This is a genomic window from Devosia nitrariae (assembly GCF_030160115.1).
GTDB lineage: Bacteria > Pseudomonadota > Alphaproteobacteria > Rhizobiales > Devosiaceae > Devosia > Devosia nitrariae.
Map to the genome: position 1 here is coordinate 185,844 of NZ_BSNS01000011.1, position 16,060 is coordinate 201,903.

Annotated in this window: 18 protein-coding genes; 9 read left to right on the forward strand and 9 right to left on the reverse strand. The window is 63.8% G+C overall.

The features are described from left to right. Positions 1-21 precede the first annotated feature (21 nt). Positions 22-357: a DUF1491 family protein gene (locus tag QQK18_RS11450; protein WP_284340473.1), complete on the forward strand. Its 336-nt coding sequence runs from the start codon at positions 22-24 to the stop codon at positions 355-357. 7 nt (positions 358-364) lie between these two features. Here the strand turns inward: QQK18_RS11450 and QQK18_RS11455 are convergent, their stop codons facing one another. Then, positions 365-772: a MerR family transcriptional regulator gene (locus QQK18_RS11455; RefSeq protein ID WP_284340474.1), complete on the reverse strand. Its 408-nt coding sequence runs from the start codon at positions 770-772 to the stop codon at positions 365-367. Between the two features lie 66 nt (positions 773-838). Between QQK18_RS11455 and QQK18_RS11460 the strand changes: the two genes are divergently transcribed. Beyond that, positions 839-1,498, forward strand: coding sequence for a cation efflux transmembrane domain-containing protein (locus QQK18_RS11460; protein ID WP_284340475.1), 660 nt, complete (start codon positions 839-841; stop codon positions 1,496-1,498). 107 nt (positions 1,499-1,605) lie between these two features. Beyond that, positions 1,606-3,555 carry a methyl-accepting chemotaxis protein gene (locus tag QQK18_RS11465; RefSeq protein WP_284340476.1) on the forward strand — a complete coding sequence of 650 codons (1,950 nt, stop codon included), beginning with the start codon at positions 1,606-1,608 and terminating at the stop codon, positions 3,553-3,555. Positions 3,556-3,825: 270 nt separating this feature from the next. Here QQK18_RS11465 and QQK18_RS11470 read toward each other — a convergent pair whose 3' ends face one another. Next, positions 3,826-4,911: a DUF2336 domain-containing protein gene (locus tag QQK18_RS11470; RefSeq protein WP_284340477.1), complete on the reverse strand. Its 1,086-nt coding sequence runs from the start codon at positions 4,909-4,911 to the stop codon at positions 3,826-3,828. Between the two features lie 508 nt (positions 4,912-5,419). On the opposite strand from QQK18_RS11470, the gene QQK18_RS11475 reads away from it, so the two are divergent. From QQK18_RS11475 to QQK18_RS11485, 3 genes are all read left to right on the forward strand, one after another. After that, the gene (locus QQK18_RS11475) at positions 5,420-6,229 is read left to right on the forward strand and encodes a hypothetical protein (RefSeq protein WP_284340478.1); all 810 of its coding nucleotides are present in this window, start codon (positions 5,420-5,422) and stop codon (positions 6,227-6,229) included. Positions 6,230-6,360: 131 nt separating this feature from the next. Further along, positions 6,361-7,041 carry a TetR/AcrR family transcriptional regulator gene (locus QQK18_RS11480; protein ID WP_284340479.1) on the forward strand — a complete coding sequence of 227 codons (681 nt, stop codon included), beginning with the start codon at positions 6,361-6,363 and terminating at the stop codon, positions 7,039-7,041. 178 nt (positions 7,042-7,219) lie between these two features. Continuing rightward, the gene (locus QQK18_RS11485) at positions 7,220-7,456 is read left to right on the forward strand and encodes a VOC family protein (RefSeq protein WP_284340480.1); all 237 of its coding nucleotides are present in this window, start codon (positions 7,220-7,222) and stop codon (positions 7,454-7,456) included. Between the two features lie 5 nt (positions 7,457-7,461). Here QQK18_RS11485 and QQK18_RS11490 read toward each other — a convergent pair whose 3' ends face one another. Beyond that, on the reverse strand, positions 7,462-8,046 hold the full coding sequence (locus QQK18_RS11490) for a TetR/AcrR family transcriptional regulator (protein WP_284340481.1): 585 nt from the start codon (positions 8,044-8,046) through the stop codon (positions 7,462-7,464). Positions 8,047-8,144: 98 nt separating this feature from the next. Here QQK18_RS11490 and QQK18_RS11495 point away from each other — a divergent pair, with 98 nt between their 5' ends. Beyond that, positions 8,145-8,390, forward strand: coding sequence for a hypothetical protein (locus QQK18_RS11495; RefSeq protein ID WP_284340482.1), 246 nt, complete (start codon positions 8,145-8,147; stop codon positions 8,388-8,390). A gap of 201 nt (positions 8,391-8,591) precedes the next feature. Here the strand turns inward: QQK18_RS11495 and QQK18_RS11500 are convergent, their stop codons facing one another. The 6 genes from QQK18_RS11500 to QQK18_RS11525 all read right to left on the reverse strand — a co-directional run bounded on the left by QQK18_RS11500 (position 8,592) and on the right by QQK18_RS11525 (position 14,444). Next, positions 8,592-9,605 (reverse strand): NAD(P)H-dependent flavin oxidoreductase, encoded by a 1,014-nt coding sequence (locus tag QQK18_RS11500; RefSeq protein ID WP_284340483.1) that lies wholly within the window; start codon positions 9,603-9,605, stop codon positions 8,592-8,594. Between the two features lie 69 nt (positions 9,606-9,674). After that, on the reverse strand, positions 9,675-10,136 hold the full coding sequence (locus QQK18_RS11505) for an ester cyclase (RefSeq protein WP_284340484.1): 462 nt from the start codon (positions 10,134-10,136) through the stop codon (positions 9,675-9,677). A 40-nt stretch (positions 10,137-10,176) separates the two neighbouring features. Then, positions 10,177-10,980 carry an MBL fold metallo-hydrolase gene (locus QQK18_RS11510; RefSeq protein WP_284340485.1) on the reverse strand — a complete coding sequence of 268 codons (804 nt, stop codon included), beginning with the start codon at positions 10,978-10,980 and terminating at the stop codon, positions 10,177-10,179. A 228-nt stretch (positions 10,981-11,208) separates the two neighbouring features. Continuing rightward, positions 11,209-11,754 carry a DUF1254 domain-containing protein gene (locus QQK18_RS11515; protein WP_284340486.1) on the reverse strand — a complete coding sequence of 182 codons (546 nt, stop codon included), beginning with the start codon at positions 11,752-11,754 and terminating at the stop codon, positions 11,209-11,211. Beyond that, positions 11,751-12,326, reverse strand: a complete 576-nt coding sequence (locus tag QQK18_RS11520; RefSeq protein ID WP_284340487.1) for a DUF1214 domain-containing protein — start codon at positions 12,324-12,326, stop codon at positions 11,751-11,753. The genes QQK18_RS11515 and QQK18_RS11520 overlap by 4 nt, the downstream gene beginning before the upstream one ends. 3 nt (positions 12,327-12,329) lie before the next feature. Continuing rightward, positions 12,330-14,444 (reverse strand): transglycosylase domain-containing protein, encoded by a 2,115-nt coding sequence (locus tag QQK18_RS11525; RefSeq protein ID WP_284340488.1) that lies wholly within the window; start codon positions 14,442-14,444, stop codon positions 12,330-12,332. 208 nt (positions 14,445-14,652) lie between these two features. Here QQK18_RS11525 and QQK18_RS11530 point away from each other — a divergent pair, with 208 nt between their 5' ends. Continuing rightward, positions 14,653-15,105, forward strand: coding sequence for a YcgN family cysteine cluster protein (locus tag QQK18_RS11530; RefSeq protein WP_284340489.1), 453 nt, complete (start codon positions 14,653-14,655; stop codon positions 15,103-15,105). Between the two features lie 106 nt (positions 15,106-15,211). Then, a complete protein-coding gene (locus QQK18_RS11535) occupies positions 15,212-15,865 on the forward strand; it encodes a diguanylate cyclase domain-containing protein (protein ID WP_284340490.1) in 654 nt (217 codons plus the stop codon). Positions 15,866-16,060 lie beyond the last annotated feature (195 nt).

The window sequence follows — 16,060 nt, forward strand, 5'->3', positions numbered from 1 at the left end:
AACCGGCTAGGCCAGAGGTCAATGAGCTATCTGCGCAGCGACATGTGGTGCGGCGCCTTTATCCGGCGCCACAATGACCTCGGACACCTGTGCGTGGTGTCGCGGCGCGGCGACCCGATCGCCGGTCAGGTCTTCATCGAGGTCGACCACCTCAACGGCACCGCTTCGCTATATACCCCCGCCTCGTTCGCCGCGCGCGAGGAGGAAACGGCCGACCGGCTTTTTCAGCGCCGCTTCGACCATGACGAGCCGCAGAAGGTGCGCGAGCGTATTGCCCGCGAGGTCGATTTCGACCCCGACCTCTGGGTGATCACCCTCGAACTGCGCGGCGGCGACCTCGGCTTGCTGGTGGTCTGAACACACCTCAACCTGCCGGGACCGGAGCGAGCGCCGCGATGATCCGGCATTCGGCAACGGTGCCGTGATTGCAGCGTTCGATCACCTCGGCCAGTTCATCCCTGAGGGCCGTCAGGTCGACAATCTTGCGCTCGACCTCGGTGAGGTGCTGGCGGGCGATGGCGTCGACCGCCTCGCAGGAGCGATCCGTCTGGTCCGCCAGGCCCAGAAGTTCACGGACCTGATCGAGCGAGAAGCCGAGATCGCGGGCACGGCGGACAAAGCTCAGACGGCCCAGATGCTCCTCGTCGTAGGAGCGGTAGTTGCTTCCGGTGCGCCCTGGCTCCGGCAACAGCCCGATCCGTTCATAGTAGCGGATGGTTTCGACCTTCGTGCCCGTTGCCTTGGCAAGGTCTCCGATGGTGAGGCGCGGCATGGCTTGACCCTCTAGTGACTACAGGGTGCATATAGGCAGCCATACGGTACCTGACCAGAGGACGATATGGCCGGCTGCTGCCACGACGATCAGTGTTCGCAAACGACAACCCCTAACAGCACCCGCTGGCGGCGTGTGCTCTGGGTCGCGCTCGCGGTCAACGCCGCCATGTTCCTGGCCGAAATCGTCGCGGGGGTTGCCGCCGGCTCGGCGGCGCTCCAGGCCGACGCGATCGACTTCCTCGGCGATTCCGCCAACTACGCGATCAGCCTCGGCGTTGCCGGCATGGCGCTCGGCTGGCGGGCGCGGGCAGCGCTCGTCAAGGGGTGGTCGCTCGCCCTTCTGGGGGCGGCTGTGCTGGCCTCGACCGTCTGGCACGCGCTTGCCGGCACATTGCCGCAGGCTGAGACGATGAGCATCGTAGGCGTCCTCGCCCTTCTCGCCAATGTCGGCGTGGCGGTGATGCTGTTTCGCTTCCGCACGGGCGATTCCAACATGCGCTCGGTATGGATCTGCTCGCGCAACGACGTCATCGGCAATATCGCCGTTCTCCTGGCGGCGGTCGGCGTATTCGGTACCGGCACGGCCTGGCCCGATCTCGTTGTGGCGACGATCATGGCTGCACTGGGCATCACCGGCGGGTGGCAGATCATCAACGCGGCTCGGGCAGACCTGAGCCGGCAGGCGGAAGGCGAGGTTTCCTCCCCTCCCGTTGAGGCCACCTGATTTGCCCGCGACATATTGCGGCAAAAACGAGGCAAATTAGCGGCTCCTTTACTCTGTTCACCTAGCGTGCGGGTAACCAACCTCCTCGCCTCGGAAACCCGCAACAAATGACCATCCGCATCTCTTCCCGCCTCTATCTCATGGGCGCCATCGCGCTTGCCATGATGACCGTCGGAACGTTCTTCAGCGTCATCAATACGCAGAACCGCCTGGTCGAAGAGCGAAAGACCATGCTCACGGCCATGACCGACAATGTCGCATCGATGGTTGCCGCCTACGAGGCGATGGAAAAATCGGGCGACCTGACCACCGAGGAGGCCCAGGCCCGCGCGCTCGCGGCCATTCGCCCGATGCGCTACAACGGCGGGGAGTACTTCTGGGTCAACGACGCGAATTCGCGCGTGCTCATGCATCCCATCAAGGCAGAGCTGGAGGGTCAGGATCTTTCCGGCATGGAGGACGTCAACGGCAAGCGTATTTTTGCCGAGTTTGCCAGGACCGTGCGCGAGAGCGCGACCGGCAGCGGGTTCGTCGACTACTTTTGGCCAAAGCCTGGCCAGGAAGAGGCGCAACCCAAGCTCTCCCACGTAAAGGGAACGTCCTGGGGCTGGATCGTCGGTACAGGCGTCTACACGGACGATCTGACTGCAATGTTCTGGAGCAACGCGCGGATCCTGGGCCTGGCACTGGTCGCCGGCGTCCTGGTCATGGGCGCTGCCGCCTTCCTCATCACCCGCTCGATCACCCGGCCGGTCAACGCGCTGACCAATGCCATGGGTAAGCTCGCTGAGGGCGATCTCTCGATCGAAGTGCCCGCCGCCAAGAGCCGTGACGAGATCGGCGACATGGCCCGCGCCGTACTGGTCTTCAAGGAAACCGCCATTGAGCAGCAGCGCATGGAGGTTGAGGCCGCCGAAGTGCGCGAGCAGCGCGAGGTGGAACGCACCACCGCCGAAACCGAGCGGGCCGCGCGCGAAGCCGAGAAAGCCGAGCAGGCAAAGACAGACGAGATTGTCATCGAGACTCTCGTCAAGGGCCTTGCCGCCATGGCCGACGGCAACCTGACGTTCCGCATCACTGCCGACCTGCCGAAATCAGCCGAATGGCTCAAGAACGACTTCAACCGCATGGCTGAGCGGCTCAACACGCTGGTCGCCCAGATTCGCGAGACGTCCCGGGCGGTGAAGACCGCCACGGGCGAAATCCTCTCGGGCGCTAACGACCTGTCCGAGCGCACCACCAAGCAGGCCGCCACCATTGAGGAAACGGCCGCGGCCATGGAACAGCTGTCGCAGACTGTCATGGAGAACGCCAAGCGCGCCCAGCAGGCTGCAGGTGCTGCTTCGACCGTAGCGGTTTCGGCCGAGGACGGCGGCAAGGTGATGCGTGAGGCGACCGTCGCCATGGAGCGGATCACCGCATCTTCCAGCAAAGTCTCCGATATCATCGGCATGATCGACGATATCGCTTTCCAGACCAACCTCCTGGCGCTCAATGCCTCGGTCGAGGCGGCACGCGCGGGCGAGGCCGGCAAAGGCTTTGCGGTCGTCGCCGTCGAAGTGCGGCGTCTGGCGCAGTCCGCAGCCGAGGCTTCGGGCGACGTCAAGGCGCTGATCGAGCAGTCGGCCAACGAAGTCAACGGCGGCAGCAGGCTGGTGGCGGAAGCCGCCGCCAAGCTCGATGCCATGCTCGAATCGGCCAAGACCAGCACCGAACTGATGGAGGGTATCGCCCGCCAGAGTCAGGAGCAGGCCTCGGCCATCGAGGAGGTCAACACCGCCGTTCGTCAGATGGATGAGATGACCCAGCACAATGCTGCGCTCGTCGAGGAGACCAACGCTGCAATTGAGCAGACCGAAAACCATGCGAGCTCGCTCGACCATATTGTCGACGTGTTCAAGACCGATGGCCAAGCCGAAGCGGGCGAGCCCTACAGCACACCGTCCGTCCGCAGGACCACGCAGCCGGCGGCGGCCGCGCGCAAGGTTCGCCAGGCGGCGTCGAACTACCTGACTGACGGCAATGCGGCGGTCAGCGCGGACTGGTCGGAGTTCTGATCGGTCGAAGGCGCGAACAAGCAATAAAGCCGCGTTGCCCGTGGGCAGCGCGGCCTTCTTCTTGCCTGAAACGCTTAGAGCGGGCCGTGTAAAAAACGGGGCGGACTTTTCGCGACGTGATCGCTCCAGGGTGTGTTGGGATTCAGGTCAGGCCGAGGCGAAAATGACCGTTATCGAGAACCGGAGCGCAGCGTACCTTCGGGTACGAGAGCACCGGAAGCGCAGAGAATGGCCATTTGCAGACCGGCATTACCTGAATAGCAACACACCCTAGCCGGCGCGCCGGGCACCGATGCGAGCCAGCGCTTCGATCGCCTGGTCGATGGCTGGGTTGCGGGCCGGGGCGACGGGGGTGCGCCTGCTTTCCTCGGTGAACGGCTGGTACTCGGGCTTGACGAGCTCCAGTAGGTTCACTTCGCCGCGCCACGCGCTCATCAGATAGGCCATGGAATCCTGCGGCACGCTCTCGAAGAGAGAAACGAAATCGGCGAGGGCCTTGGAGCGGTCCTGGTCGTGCGCCGTGGCGTGGATGAGCACCTTGAGCCCGTCCTGCGCCGTGCAGCCGAAGGCGCGCAGGACGACGAAGAGTGCAGCCCCGGTCACGTCGTGCGCGATCTGCCCGCAGCGCACTTCATCGAGGCCGGTGATCTGCGCCAGGAGCCGGGTGACCTCCGGCCGCCGGTTCTCCGAAAAGAGCTTCATCAGCGCCCGAGTGAGTTCGGCATTGGCGACGGCGATCTGCTCAATGGTGCGTTTGATCGGGGCGGCGGGCGTCGCCCGGCCGGCAAAGGCTCGAATGACTTTGATGCGCGCCGCATCGGTCACGTCGAAGAAGGCCGGAGCGAGGAGGGCCGCGTCGAAATCGGCGCGCGCGGCCAGCGACTCGGCAACGATGTGGTCCATATGCGCCGACCGTGCCAGTGCGCTGAGGTAAGCACCTCGCAGGCTGACGGCGCCATTGGCCGCCAGCGCCCGGTAGACCTTGCGCGAGTTCATCTGGAAGAGCTTAGCGAGCACGATGTTGCTCGGGTCAGCCCGGCGCGCCAGGGCAGCGGCGATGTCGCTGTCCTGCCGGGCAATGAGATCGAGCATGGTCTTTTCGGAAAGGCTCGCAGCCATGTTGATCCAGCGTACCAGGTCATCGCCGATGTGCTCGGCGATCAATCCCTCGAGGGCAGGCGACAGGAGGTCGGCGCGCACGAGAATCGCGGCCGCCTTTGCGCGCGCATGCGGGCCAGCGGCGGGAAAGAGCCGCAAGGCAAGGGCCTCGAACTGTTCCATCTCGGGATGAGTTGGTTTGCCGCGCCGCACATAGGCGTCGCACGCAGCGATCAGCAGGGTGTTGGTTCGATCCACCCCGCCGCCGTCTATCAAAAGTTGAAACGTCTCATAGGGTTGAAATCCAAGCATTTCCCAAACCGTCGACCGAGCCCAAGCACCTGATTCCGGTGCCATTCTACTCTTGCCGCCGATTCGTTAGCGAACTGTTAACCTTGACGAACTCTTAATGCATGAGCGGGTAGATAGGCGCTGATTTGCAACAACCAAGCCTGACCCCTGTGGGAACGGAGCGGACGAGAGCGGGATGCGAAAACGTGGGTTCTTCGCGAAAGATCCCGCGATAACACAACGTTAGAGCGCGCGATTTGCTTCAATCGAATCGCATCGCGCTCTAGAGCGGAGGGCAGGTTGGGGAAACTTGTCGCGTTCACCAGGCGAGCGAGGCCCGCCCCGAAGGGTCCCGGACCCGGCGGCGGACGGATATTGATGTTTACCGGAGTGCGGTATGAGCGAAACGGGCTGCCGTCGACGACACAGCGCTCCGGTCCCGACAAACCCAAGCGCAAGCGCGGATAGGCGCGCGGTGCAGGGGGCAGGATTTGCCGCGGCAGCCGCGGTGTTGCTGGTGCTTGCCGCGTGCGGTCCACGTCCCGTTGGCGATTTCGGCCGCGCGGCGCCCAGCTACATGCACGACGTGGCCATGCCCGCCACAGGCACGGTGCTCGCTTCCGCCCGGGGCGAGCCGGTTTCGGATTTCAACCAGACCGACGAGGAAAGGCTGATGCACGACCGCATCTGGCGCTTCCTCGTTGCTCCGCATGCCAAGGACTGGTCGTTCGACTTCGTCACTGAACTGCAGCGTACCCGCATCACCCCGGTCGGCTCGCGCGCCTTCGGCGTCGAGCGCTACTATTCCTGGCTGCGTGAGACGCACTACCAGTCCTCGGGCGTGCGCTATGCAACGCTTAGCCGGCATATCCTCGCCGATATCGATACGATCCCCGCAACGTTTGCAGCGATTTGCGCGGTGATCGAGGTGGACCGGCAGCGTGCCGCGGCAATCGCGACCCTTTCCTCGCTGGGCCCCAATGAGGCCGCCGAAGCGCGGTCGCGCAAGGCCGAGAACGACCAGTCGATCGCCTGGTTCGTGGCCATGCTCAACTATCGGTTCGAGTCGTACAACTATGCGCTCGACCACCTCCTGGTCGAAACTCCCGCCCCTCAATCCGTGACAGTGGACTACGAGCTCACCCGCCTCGGTCACCACGTCGCGCGCGCCAACGCTCACGACTTCTGCAGCGGCGCAACCTGGCGCCACGCCCAGCAGGGCGCGCCGATCCGCTCGCGCTTCGCGACGCAGGCGGTGGACAACGAGGTCATCGCCATCAAGTAGCAGCCGGCGGACCCTGCGCTGGGGGCCCCCCGCGCGGGCATCCGCACGCTTGCATCGCGAAGTCTTCTTCGACCTTGCAATAAACCAACCAGTCGGTATAGTTGGACCGACTGATTGGTATGGAGGCGTGAATGGTTCTTCGGGAGCAGTTGCGGAATGAAACCGAGGGCCGGCGGCTGGCACGGGACCAGCACGAGTCCAAACTCAGGTTTCTCGACGCCACCTTCAAGGTCGTGCGCACCAAGGGCTATACGGCCACGCGCGTCGAGGACGTCTGCGCCGAGGCGGGGCTGACCAAGGGCAGCTTCTTCCACCATTTCAAGAGCAAGGAGGACCTGGCGCTGGCCGCCGTCGCCCATTGGGATGCGCATGCCGCCCATGTCTTTGAGGACGCGCCTTTCCTGGGTGAGGCCGATCCCCTCGACCGGCTCATCGGCTATATCGATTTCCGCAAGGCAATCCTGACCGGTGACGTTCCCGAGTTCACCTGCTTCATCGGAACGGTCATCCAGGACGTCTACCGCACGCATCCCGACATCGGCGCGGCCTGCGAGAAAAGCCTTGCAGCAGGGAACGCATGGCTCGAGGCGGAAATCCGGGCCGCGATGGACAAATACGACCCGCCCGGTGATTGGACGCCGGAAAGCCTGGCGCTTCATATCGAGGCCGTGGTGCAGGGCGGCTTCGTTCTGGCCAAGGCGGGCGGCGGCGCGGCAGCCGCGGCCGCGTGTCTCGAGCACCTGCGCCGCTATCTCGGTCTTCTGTTCGGGCGCTCCGTCCGGACGGGAAATGGTGCGCCAGCGGCAACATGAGCTGAATCAGTAAGATCGCCAGAGGAGGATCCACCATGGGACAGCCCGTCGTTCACTTCGAAATCATCGGCAAGGACCCTGAAAAACTGCGCAGCTACTATCGCGAGCTCTCGGCTGGCGGTTCGATACGAGCGAGCCGGTAGCCGAGGCGATATCCGAGCCTGCCAACTATGGCTTTGTGGAAAGTGACGCCAATGGCGGCGGGATTCCCGGCGGCATCGCCGGCGGTGCGGGCTACGATAGCCATGTGACCTTCTACGTGGCCGTCGACAATGTCGAAAATGCGCTGCAGAAGGCCGAGAGCCTGGGCGGGACGCGGCGCCTGGGACCGGTCGCATCGCCCAGCGGCAAGCTTGCGGTGGGGCACTTCACCGACCCGGAGGGGCATCTGATTGGCGTCGCCGGCGGGGCCTGAGGGAGCTAGCCTTCGAGTCCCCGAACCCAGCCCAGCACGAGATCGAGCTTGGCTGGATTATCAAGACCAAGGTCTTCAAGGCTTTGCCATGTCGGGAAGACGAGGGCATGCCTGACGGTTGCCAGAATCGCGTCCCGGTTCCCTGGTGGGCCGAAAACCAGACCGTCGCCCACGCCAGCGACGAATTCGGCGAACTGCGCCATCGGCTGTTGAAGCGCCGGCACGTCCGCGACGTCCCGGTGCGAGACCAGCCACATACGGCGCGTGCGGGCATAGTAGGCATAGAAGCGTTCGAACGCAGTTCGCAGGCGCGCAACCGGGTCGGCGATACCAGCCCACTCCGCGGGATCGGGCGGCGGGTTCAGGTGCAGCCAGTGCGACGTGCAGGCCCGGAAAACGGCCGTTTCATCCGAGAAATGACGATAGACGGTTAGCCGCTGAACGCCCGCCCGCTCAGCGATGGCGCTGATCGTGGTGGCGCGCGCGCCGATCTCTTCATGAAGATGCATCGTAGCTTCTACGATCCGTTGCCGGGTCTCTTCCTGGGACTTTGCCCGCTCACGCATGCGGTACTGACGCTTTTCGCTCATTGGCTATACATGGCTGCTCATCGAACCGTTGACAAGAGGAAACGTTTCGCGCTAGCCAATTAAATAAACACTAATGATCATTGAAAATGGACAACGCGATGACCACACTTGAAGCTATCCCGCCCGGCGATGGCGTCGAGCCCCGTCGTTCCAGAAAGTCGCGAGCTTTCGGATGGCGCTATTTGTTGGGAACGGTTCGCCGCGCATTCGTGCGTTCTCGGCGGGGCACGCGAATTCGCGACCTGCCGGATTGGCTGCAACGCGATCTCGGCTACGAGCCCGGCGGACCCCGCCACGTGCCAACCGACACGGCCGTTCGTCTGCTCTTTGGCACGACCAAATAACTTGTCGCCCACGAACGAAGAGCAAGCAGCCGTCCCATGGGACGGCTGCTCGTCATTTTGCGGGCGATGATAGCCGAGTGGCGTTCGGCTGGCGGGGCGGCCTCAACATCTCCCCGAACCGGCGGCAGCGTCCGCAGCCGTTGCAGTCCTTGCTCGCAAGCGCCGCCGTCGCCGGAACCCCGGTCTTTTGTAAGTTGGGCTTCATGCCGGCTCTCCCAACAGGCTCGAGACACGGTCTATGGCTGCGGTCGCCTCGCGATCCATGCGGGCGACGATCTCTCCCGCCGTAGGCAGATCGTCGATGTTGCCGGAACTCTGCCCCGCAGTGAGGCAGACCTGTTCGATGTCGCCCTCGAATTCGCGCGTAGGCAGGATCGCGCTGTAGCGGGGCACGGGGATGCGCTCGCCGTTGAGCAACGTGGTGCCGACCATGACCCCTTGAGCTTCGCCGATCGCCTCGGCCTCCCGACCCTCGGCCCGCTGTAAGCCGTCGTTGACGATGGCGCGCATCGCCTGGTCGGGCCATTCCGGGCCGTAGATGGTTGTGATGCGCGTATCTCCGACATCGGCTTCGACAACTGCCTTTTTGAAGAGATCATGAGCATGAGCCTCTCGCGACGCCAGAAACCGCGTTCCGCACCAGACCGCGTCGGCGCCGAGAGCAAGCGCCGCCGCCATGGTCGATCCCTCGGCAATACCGCCGGAGGCAATGAGGGGCAGGTCTGGATAAGCGCGCCTCAGGCGCGGGAAAAGAACCATCGTCGAAGCTTCGGAACGATTGTGGCCGCCCGCTTCGCTGCCTTGAACGATGAGAGCATCGACGCCCAGGGCAACGGCTGCCTCTGCTTCGGCGACGCCGCCGACCTGCATCCAGATGGCGATTCCAGCCGATTTGAGGCGGTCGACCTGCTCTTGGTTCGGTAGGGTCCAGAAGAAGATCGCGAGCCGCACTTTCTCTTCGATGAGAACGCCTATGTGTGCGTCGGTCACGAAGTCGCCGATGAGATCGACGCCGAACGGTCTGCCTGTATAGATCTGCGTTTCACGCACCATCGCGCGCAGCACCTCGGGAGGATTGATGTCGCAGCCGATGGTGCCGAGCCCGCCGGCATTGCTAACCGCAGCCGCAAGGGCCGGCCGGGCGATCATCGCCATTCCGGCGTTGACAATAGGGGTATCGAGCCCGAAGGCCCGTGTAATACGGGTCGAGAACATGTTTGCTCCGCAATTTTGCGAGGGGGTTAGGGTGGGGCAGGCGCGTTGCACCCGCCCGGTTTCCGGCGGTCAGGCCGCCTGGGGCAGGGCGCCGATCTGGCCGAGCAGCGACAATTCGTCGATATGCAGCCAGGTCTCGACGATCAGTCCATCTTCGAGCCGGTAGAGCACCATTCCATTGAAATCGACCGTCTGTCCGGTGGGTTCGATGCCGGCGAAGGCTCCGGTGAACTTGCAGCTGATGGACCAGCGCGCCGACACATAGCGGTCGTCGGCAATCAGGGCATCGAGGGCGAACTCCATTTCGCTGAAGGAGGACTGGAAGATCCTGAAGAACCGCTTGTAGCTTTCATGGTCGAACGGATCGCCACCCGGAAAGCCGTGGCAAACGACGTTGGGTGCTACGGTTTCATCGATCACATCGATGCGCACCAGATTGGGCGAATGGGTACCATCCAGGAAGCGTAGTGCGACCTGGCGGTTGCGCTCGGCAAGGCCGCGCGCGTCGGTGTTGAGATAGGTGTTAGACATGCAGGTTGATCCTTTGCTGGGTTGGGAGGAAAGCGCCGGCTCAATCCAGCGCTTCTAGAAGGCTCTCGAACGAGAGCGGGTCGATCGCCGCGGTGGTGCCGCGGCAATAGGCACTGGCGACGTGGCGGGTGAGTGCCGCGGCGCCATTCCGGACCAGAGGCAGGTGGCCCGAGAAGAGGTATTGAGGGGCGAGCCGCTCGATGGCGGTGAGGGTCCGGCCGAGGACCTGCTGGTCGGCGTGCGCGAGCCAGGGCGCGTCAATGGAGGACCAGCCCACCAAACCGTCCCGCAGTGACTCGTCGGCAATTTCCCCGATCTCGTCCGCTGTCTCCGGCAGGAGCGCGCCGAAGCTGTCGGCTGCAAAGAGCACGCTGTCGGTCTCATCGAAGAAGCCGACGGTCTCGGGGGCATCGTAATAGGGCGGACGAACCGGGTGCAGCCGGTGCCCGCCAGCCTCGAACGGCACGCCGGGTTCGAGCAATTGCACGCGTGAAACGTCGAGCCCGGCCAGGTTCATCTTGCCCATGCCGAGGAAGTTGGTGAGCACCCTGGCATTGGGAGCGCGCTCGAGCACGCGGCTGAGGTTTCCGACGTGATCAGCATCCATGTGGCTGAGCCAGATCCACCTGAGGTCGTCGAAGTCGATCTCGCTCTCGAGCGCGGCAAGGAAGTCCTCGCCCAAGGCGCTCAGCCCCGTGTCGACGAGGATGGGTTCGCCTCCTTTCAAGAGGAAGCTGTTGACCGGTAGAGCGCCCATTCCGGGCACGGGCAGCCAGGACGGCAGCACGGTCCAGTTCTGAGTCACCTGCCTCGGGGCAAGCGCGGTAGGAAAGTCGATAGCCATTTCATCAAGCTCCATGGGCTCCGGAGGAGCCTTTTCGTTAAACACCACAGTTTGATGAAATATGAGCTAGCATAGCGGCAGAGCGCTTGTCAATATTCAATGAACACGCCTGTTCTCTTGAATGCGAAGCTGAAAATAACCTGCCGTGTGTCGGGCGGGCGGCCCGAGCACGTCAGCGGCTATCGATGTTTTGATATCTGCTCTCGCGGCGGGGTAGGCCGATCCAGCCTATTCCCTCACCCCGCATTTGACCCCGGCCAGAACCGCCTCGTAGCGCTGGCGCATCGCTTGATGGGCGGGAGCGAGGCGAACAACGATGAAGAGAGGGTCCGTGCGGGCTTCAACGATGAGGAGGCCTTCCTCGATCTCGATCTCCTGCTGGGCGAGGAGGCGCGTCTGGGCGGCGTTGAAGATGCCGAGGGTAAGCGTGCGCCCGATCCCGTCACGGTTGGTGGTCGAATAGACGATCTTTCCGTCGCGGTCGTGCACGGCGATCGACCAGAAGGCATCGGGCATCACCCCGGTCATGAAGGCTGGACCATCGGCGAGATCGACCTGGCAAATTCCGTAGACGATCTCCGGGTCGAGCCCGAGCGGGTTGGGGGCGCCCGCCTCGACCGCCGGCAGGACCACGATGCCGTCGCGAGCGCCGAGCGCCGAGACACGGCTCCAGACGGTTTCCTCGGCGAGCAGCGGCAGGACAAGGATGACAATGATATGGATGATGCCGCCGAGGACCACGCCGGCGAGGAGGTAGAGGAGGGTTCGGATCATCGGCATCCCTCCCGAACGATCGCCGGCATGGCGTCGACATCCGCGCCGAAACCGGAGGATGCTACCGTGTCGTAAAGCGTCAGCACGAGGGAGAAGGGCCCCCGGCCGGTCAGTTCCAGCCAGTTGCCGGGCATGAGGCGCGTGCCGACATGGACGCGGATGGCGCCGTCTTCCGGACGCGCAATGTCGCGCGAACGCATCGCGAGCGCGGTTCCCGGCCTCGCCACGTTGCGGCCCCCGGCATCGATCGCAACGAGCGTCCAGAAGGTCGCAACGGGCGTGTGCCCGTCGAGCCGATACCCGCAACTGCGGATCAGCGGCTCTCCGGTGCTGTCGGTCGTGGCGGTGAATTGCAGACCCTCGGCCTGTCCCAGCGGCAGGGTCCCGGCCCGCACGGCATGGGCCCTTGTGTAGGGATTGGGGGCGGGTGAGCCCGCGTCTGGCCAGGCCGTCCACGGACCAGATTGCAGAATGCCGAAATAGCGTCCGTCGGTCAGCGCGTAGTAGGACAGGCCAAAGCCGACGGCGAGCGCCACCGCGAACATCATCAGGAGGCGGAGGACAAAGCGCACCGGCTAGAGGCTTCCGCTGCCGACCGCGGCCGTCTCCGCGCGCGCCTGGGCGCCGATGGGCGTCGCAGCCTCGATCGTCGACTGCAATCGCTCCGCAAGGTCGATGAGCTTGCGGGCAGCGGCGGGGGTGAGGCTCGGTGGGCGTTCGACGACAATCTCGGCTTCGTCCTCCGGCGCCTCGGCGACGATCGTCTGCTCGGGTACGAAATCGACGCCGAAGAGAGGCTTTATGTCCACGTTGGTGTGGGCATAGGCCATGAACTTTTGCCAGGCGATGGCCGGCAGCGTGCCGCCGGTGAGGTTGTTGGTCGGACGGTAGTCGTCGTTCCCGAACCAGACGGCGGCCACGTAATTGCCGGTAAAGCCGCAAAACCAGGCATCCCGATAGGAAGTCGTGGTGCCGGTCTTGCCGACGGCCGGCACCCCCGGCACGTCGGCCCGCCGCCCTGTGCCGCCGGTGACGACCGTCCTCATCATCATGTTCATGTTGGCGACGGTCGTTTCGCTCAGAATGCGCTCGCGGGGTGCGTCGGGATCGGCCTCGTAGACGGGGTCCCCGCTTAGCGAAGTGATGCGGGTGATGCCGAAGCCGGGAGTCTTGAGACCCCCACTGGCAAAGACCGCATAGGACGAGGTCATGTCGAGGACCGATACCGAGGCGACTCCGAGCGCAAGCGAGCGGGTGACGGGATAGTCGTTCCGGATGCCCATGCGGTGAGAAAGCTCGGCGATTGGCTCTCGCCCGGTCTTGATCGACAGGGTCACCGGCACGGTATTGATCGAGGCGGCAAAGGCCGAGAGCAGGGTCGTCGTCCCCCGATAGCTGCGGCCGTAGTTCTGCGGGCACCAGTCGCCGATGCACACTGGCCTGTCGGTGATCGTATCGCTGGGCTGCAGGCCAAGCTGCTCGAAGGCGGTGGCATAGACGAACGGCTTGAAGGATGAGCCGGGTTGGCGGGTCGAGACGATCGCGCGGTTGAACTGGCTCTTGCCGTAATCCATGCCCCCGACCATGGCCCGAATGGCCCCGTTGAGATCGGTGACGACCATCGCCGCCTGCGAAACCCGGTAGGCCTCGCCCTGCTCGCGAACCACGGATGTAACCGCCTCCTCCGCATAGGACTGAAGGGTCGAGTCGATGGTGGTGCGCACGATGAAATTATTGGAGGTGGCCCGTTTCGCCTCGATGATCGCCTTGGCCTCCTCGAACGCCCAGTCGAGGAAGTAGTTGGGCGAGTTGATATCGGCGGTGCGGTCTACGGGATTGGCCGGATGCCGGCGGGCGGCGGTGACCTGACCTTCCGTCAGGTACCGTGCCTGCACCATATTGGTGAGCACGACATTGGCGCGCCCACGGGCGGCGGCAAGGTCTATATGCGGGGCAAAGCGCGTCGGAGCCTTGTAAAGACCCGCCAGCATGGCTGCCTCGGCGAGCGTGATGTCGGTGACTTTCTTGCCGAAATAGTAGTCGGCCGCCGCCACCACCCCGAAATTGCCCCCGCCCATATAGGCCCGGTCGAGATAAAGCTTTAGGATCTCGTCTTTCGAGTAGTGCCACTCGAGCCAGACGGACAGGAACGCCTCGACGATCTTGCGCTCGAGGGTTCGCTCGGAGGAGAGAAAGAGGTTCTTGGCGAGCTGCTGGGTGATCGAGGATCCGCCCTGAAGCGAGGTTTCGCCTTGGGCATTGTTCGCCAGCGCCCGCAGAGTGCCGACGACATCGATACCGAAATGCTCGTAAAAGCGCCGGTCCTCGGTGGCGAGGGTCGCCTTGATCAGCACATCGGGCAACTCGTCGAGCGCCACCGAATCGTCCGAGCGGATGCCGCGCCGGCCGATCTCGTTGCCGTAGCGGTCGAGGAAGATCACCGAGTAGTTCTCGGCCCGGTTGTATTCGCCCGACGCCACGATATCGAAGGCCGGCAGCGCCAACGCCGTCATCAGCACGCAGCCGATGGCAAAGAAGGAAAAGGCGTCCGAGAGGAGCTCGACAAAAAACCGCTTGATTCCCGTGACATGGAAGCGGGACATGAAATCCTGGAAGCGCGTGTAGCCGCGCCCGAGTGCGCGCCAGGTTTCGTAAAGGGAAGAATCGAGCCAGGCATCGGCTGCCAGCATGCCCGATTTCCTGCGCCGCTTTTCTTTGTGGTAGAAGGGATCCTGCACGTTTCGTCCGTCCGGTTCGCCCAGCGTGAGGCGATCCCATTGCTAGCAAAGTTTCGCGCGCTTGCGCGCACTATTCGATGTAATCGCCTGATTATGAATGCTCTCTGACAGCTGGCAACGACCATCGCCAGTCAGGGTGAACGCGAAAGAGCCAAGCCAGATGCCCTTCTGGGAAGAAAAGACGCTTCAAGAGATGAGCGAAGCCGAGTGGGAAGCGCTGTGCGACGGCTGCGGGCGGTGCTGCCTGATCAAGCTCGAGGACGAGGATACCGGGGACATCATCACCTCGGACGTCCATTGCCGACTGTTCGACGGCGACACCTGCGTCTGCAGCGACTATGCCAACCGCAAGGCAAAGGTGCCTGACTGCATCAAGCTGACACCTGAAAATATCCTCGAGATCAAGTGGATCCCGAAGACCTGCGCCTATCGGCGGCTGGCCGAGGGCAAGGGATTGGCCTGGTGGCACCCGCTGATCTCAGGGACCATGCAGACGGTTGAGGACGTCGGCGTCTCGGTGCGGGGGAGAACTGTGAACGAATCGGACGTGTCCGCCGGCGAGTGGGAAGAGCACGCCGTGGACTGGCCCGAATGGGAGCCGCCGGAGGACTGACTCGAGCGGACCAAAAGGCACGGATCGCATATCAGTTCACCCCTCGTTAACCATAGCCCCGCCACACTCTCCTTCGCGGAAATCCTCCGAGCGTAGCAGGTTGCATATGAGTGAACTCTCCCTCGTCAAGGACGAACACGATGCCCTCTGGACCCGCATCAGGGCGACGTTGGAGGCGATGCGGCCGGGCCGACGGCAGGACCGTGAACCGGCTTATGGGCGTGCGGCGATCGCCCGCAGCCTCGGCATGCACACGCGGCTGGGCGAACGCATCGAGGAAGCGCTCGAGCATGCCTGGGGGCATTGTGCCGAGCGGCACGTGACGCTCAGTCTCCTGCTGATCGGCATCGACCGCTTCAAGGATCTCCACCTGGTTTATGAACGCGGTACCATCGAGCACGAACTGAAGGCAGTCGAGACGACCCTTCGCAAGGGGTTGCCGCGCGTCGGCGATGCCTGCCTTCGCCAGGGCCGGAGCAATTTCCTGGTAATACTGCCGGATTACCCCGTCCTTCTGGCCAAGACTCTCGCCGGAAAACTCGTAGGCGAGGTGCGCGGCCTTGCCATTCCTCATAAGGAAAGCCATGCCGGAATCCTGACCGCAGGCGTCGGCCTGGCGGCGATCAACCCGCAAGGGGGCCGCGACCGCAAGTTCTTCGATGCGGCGGCAGGCGCCCTCGAGAGGGCACAGCGCCGCGGGCTCGGACGGATAGAGACGGTCGATCTGCGACCCGGCCAGCAGCGGCGCAAAGCTGGCTAGAGTGGGATGCGAAAAAGTGGGAGCCGGTTTTTAGCGAAAAATCCCGCGACAACTAAGATCCAGAGCGCTCGATTTGATTCTATCAAATCGAAACGCGCTCTAGGCGCCCAAGGGGGTTCCATCCCCGGCCCGATGCCGTTATGAGAGCCGTCCCTTTGCCCGCAGCGCCGCGGGTGCTCTCGTTTCCGGACCGGC

Excerpts from the sequence above, each read along its gene's own strand:
- QQK18_RS11450 (WP_284340473.1), top strand. The coding sequence starts at position 22 with ATGAGCTATCTGCGCAGCGACATGTGGTGCGGCGCCTTTATCCGGCGC.
- QQK18_RS11455 (WP_284340474.1), bottom strand. The coding sequence starts at position 772 with ATGCCGCGCCTCACCATCGGAGACCTTGCCAAGGCAACGGGCACGAAG.
- QQK18_RS11460 (WP_284340475.1), top strand. The coding sequence starts at position 839 with ATGGCCGGCTGCTGCCACGACGATCAGTGTTCGCAAACGACAACCCCT.
- QQK18_RS11465 (WP_284340476.1), top strand. The coding sequence starts at position 1,606 with ATGACCATCCGCATCTCTTCCCGCCTCTATCTCATGGGCGCCATCGCG.
- QQK18_RS11480 (WP_284340479.1), top strand. The coding sequence starts at position 6,361 with ATGGTTCTTCGGGAGCAGTTGCGGAATGAAACCGAGGGCCGGCGGCTG.
- QQK18_RS11490 (WP_284340481.1), bottom strand. The coding sequence starts at position 8,046 with ATGAGCGAAAAGCGTCAGTACCGCATGCGTGAGCGGGCAAAGTCCCAG.
- QQK18_RS11495 (WP_284340482.1), top strand. The coding sequence starts at position 8,145 with ATGACCACACTTGAAGCTATCCCGCCCGGCGATGGCGTCGAGCCCCGT.
- QQK18_RS11500 (WP_284340483.1), bottom strand. The coding sequence starts at position 9,605 with ATGTTCTCGACCCGTATTACACGGGCCTTCGGGCTCGATACCCCTATT.
- QQK18_RS11505 (WP_284340484.1), bottom strand. The coding sequence starts at position 10,136 with ATGTCTAACACCTATCTCAACACCGACGCGCGCGGCCTTGCCGAGCGC.
- QQK18_RS11510 (WP_284340485.1), bottom strand. The coding sequence starts at position 10,980 with ATGGCTATCGACTTTCCTACCGCGCTTGCCCCGAGGCAGGTGACTCAG.
- QQK18_RS11515 (WP_284340486.1), bottom strand. The coding sequence starts at position 11,754 with ATGATCCGAACCCTCCTCTACCTCCTCGCCGGCGTGGTCCTCGGCGGC.
- QQK18_RS11525 (WP_284340488.1), bottom strand. The coding sequence starts at position 14,444 with ATGCTGGCAGCCGATGCCTGGCTCGATTCTTCCCTTTACGAAACCTGG.
- QQK18_RS11530 (WP_284340489.1), top strand. The coding sequence starts at position 14,653 with ATGCCCTTCTGGGAAGAAAAGACGCTTCAAGAGATGAGCGAAGCCGAG.
- QQK18_RS11535 (WP_284340490.1), top strand. The coding sequence starts at position 15,212 with ATGAGTGAACTCTCCCTCGTCAAGGACGAACACGATGCCCTCTGGACC.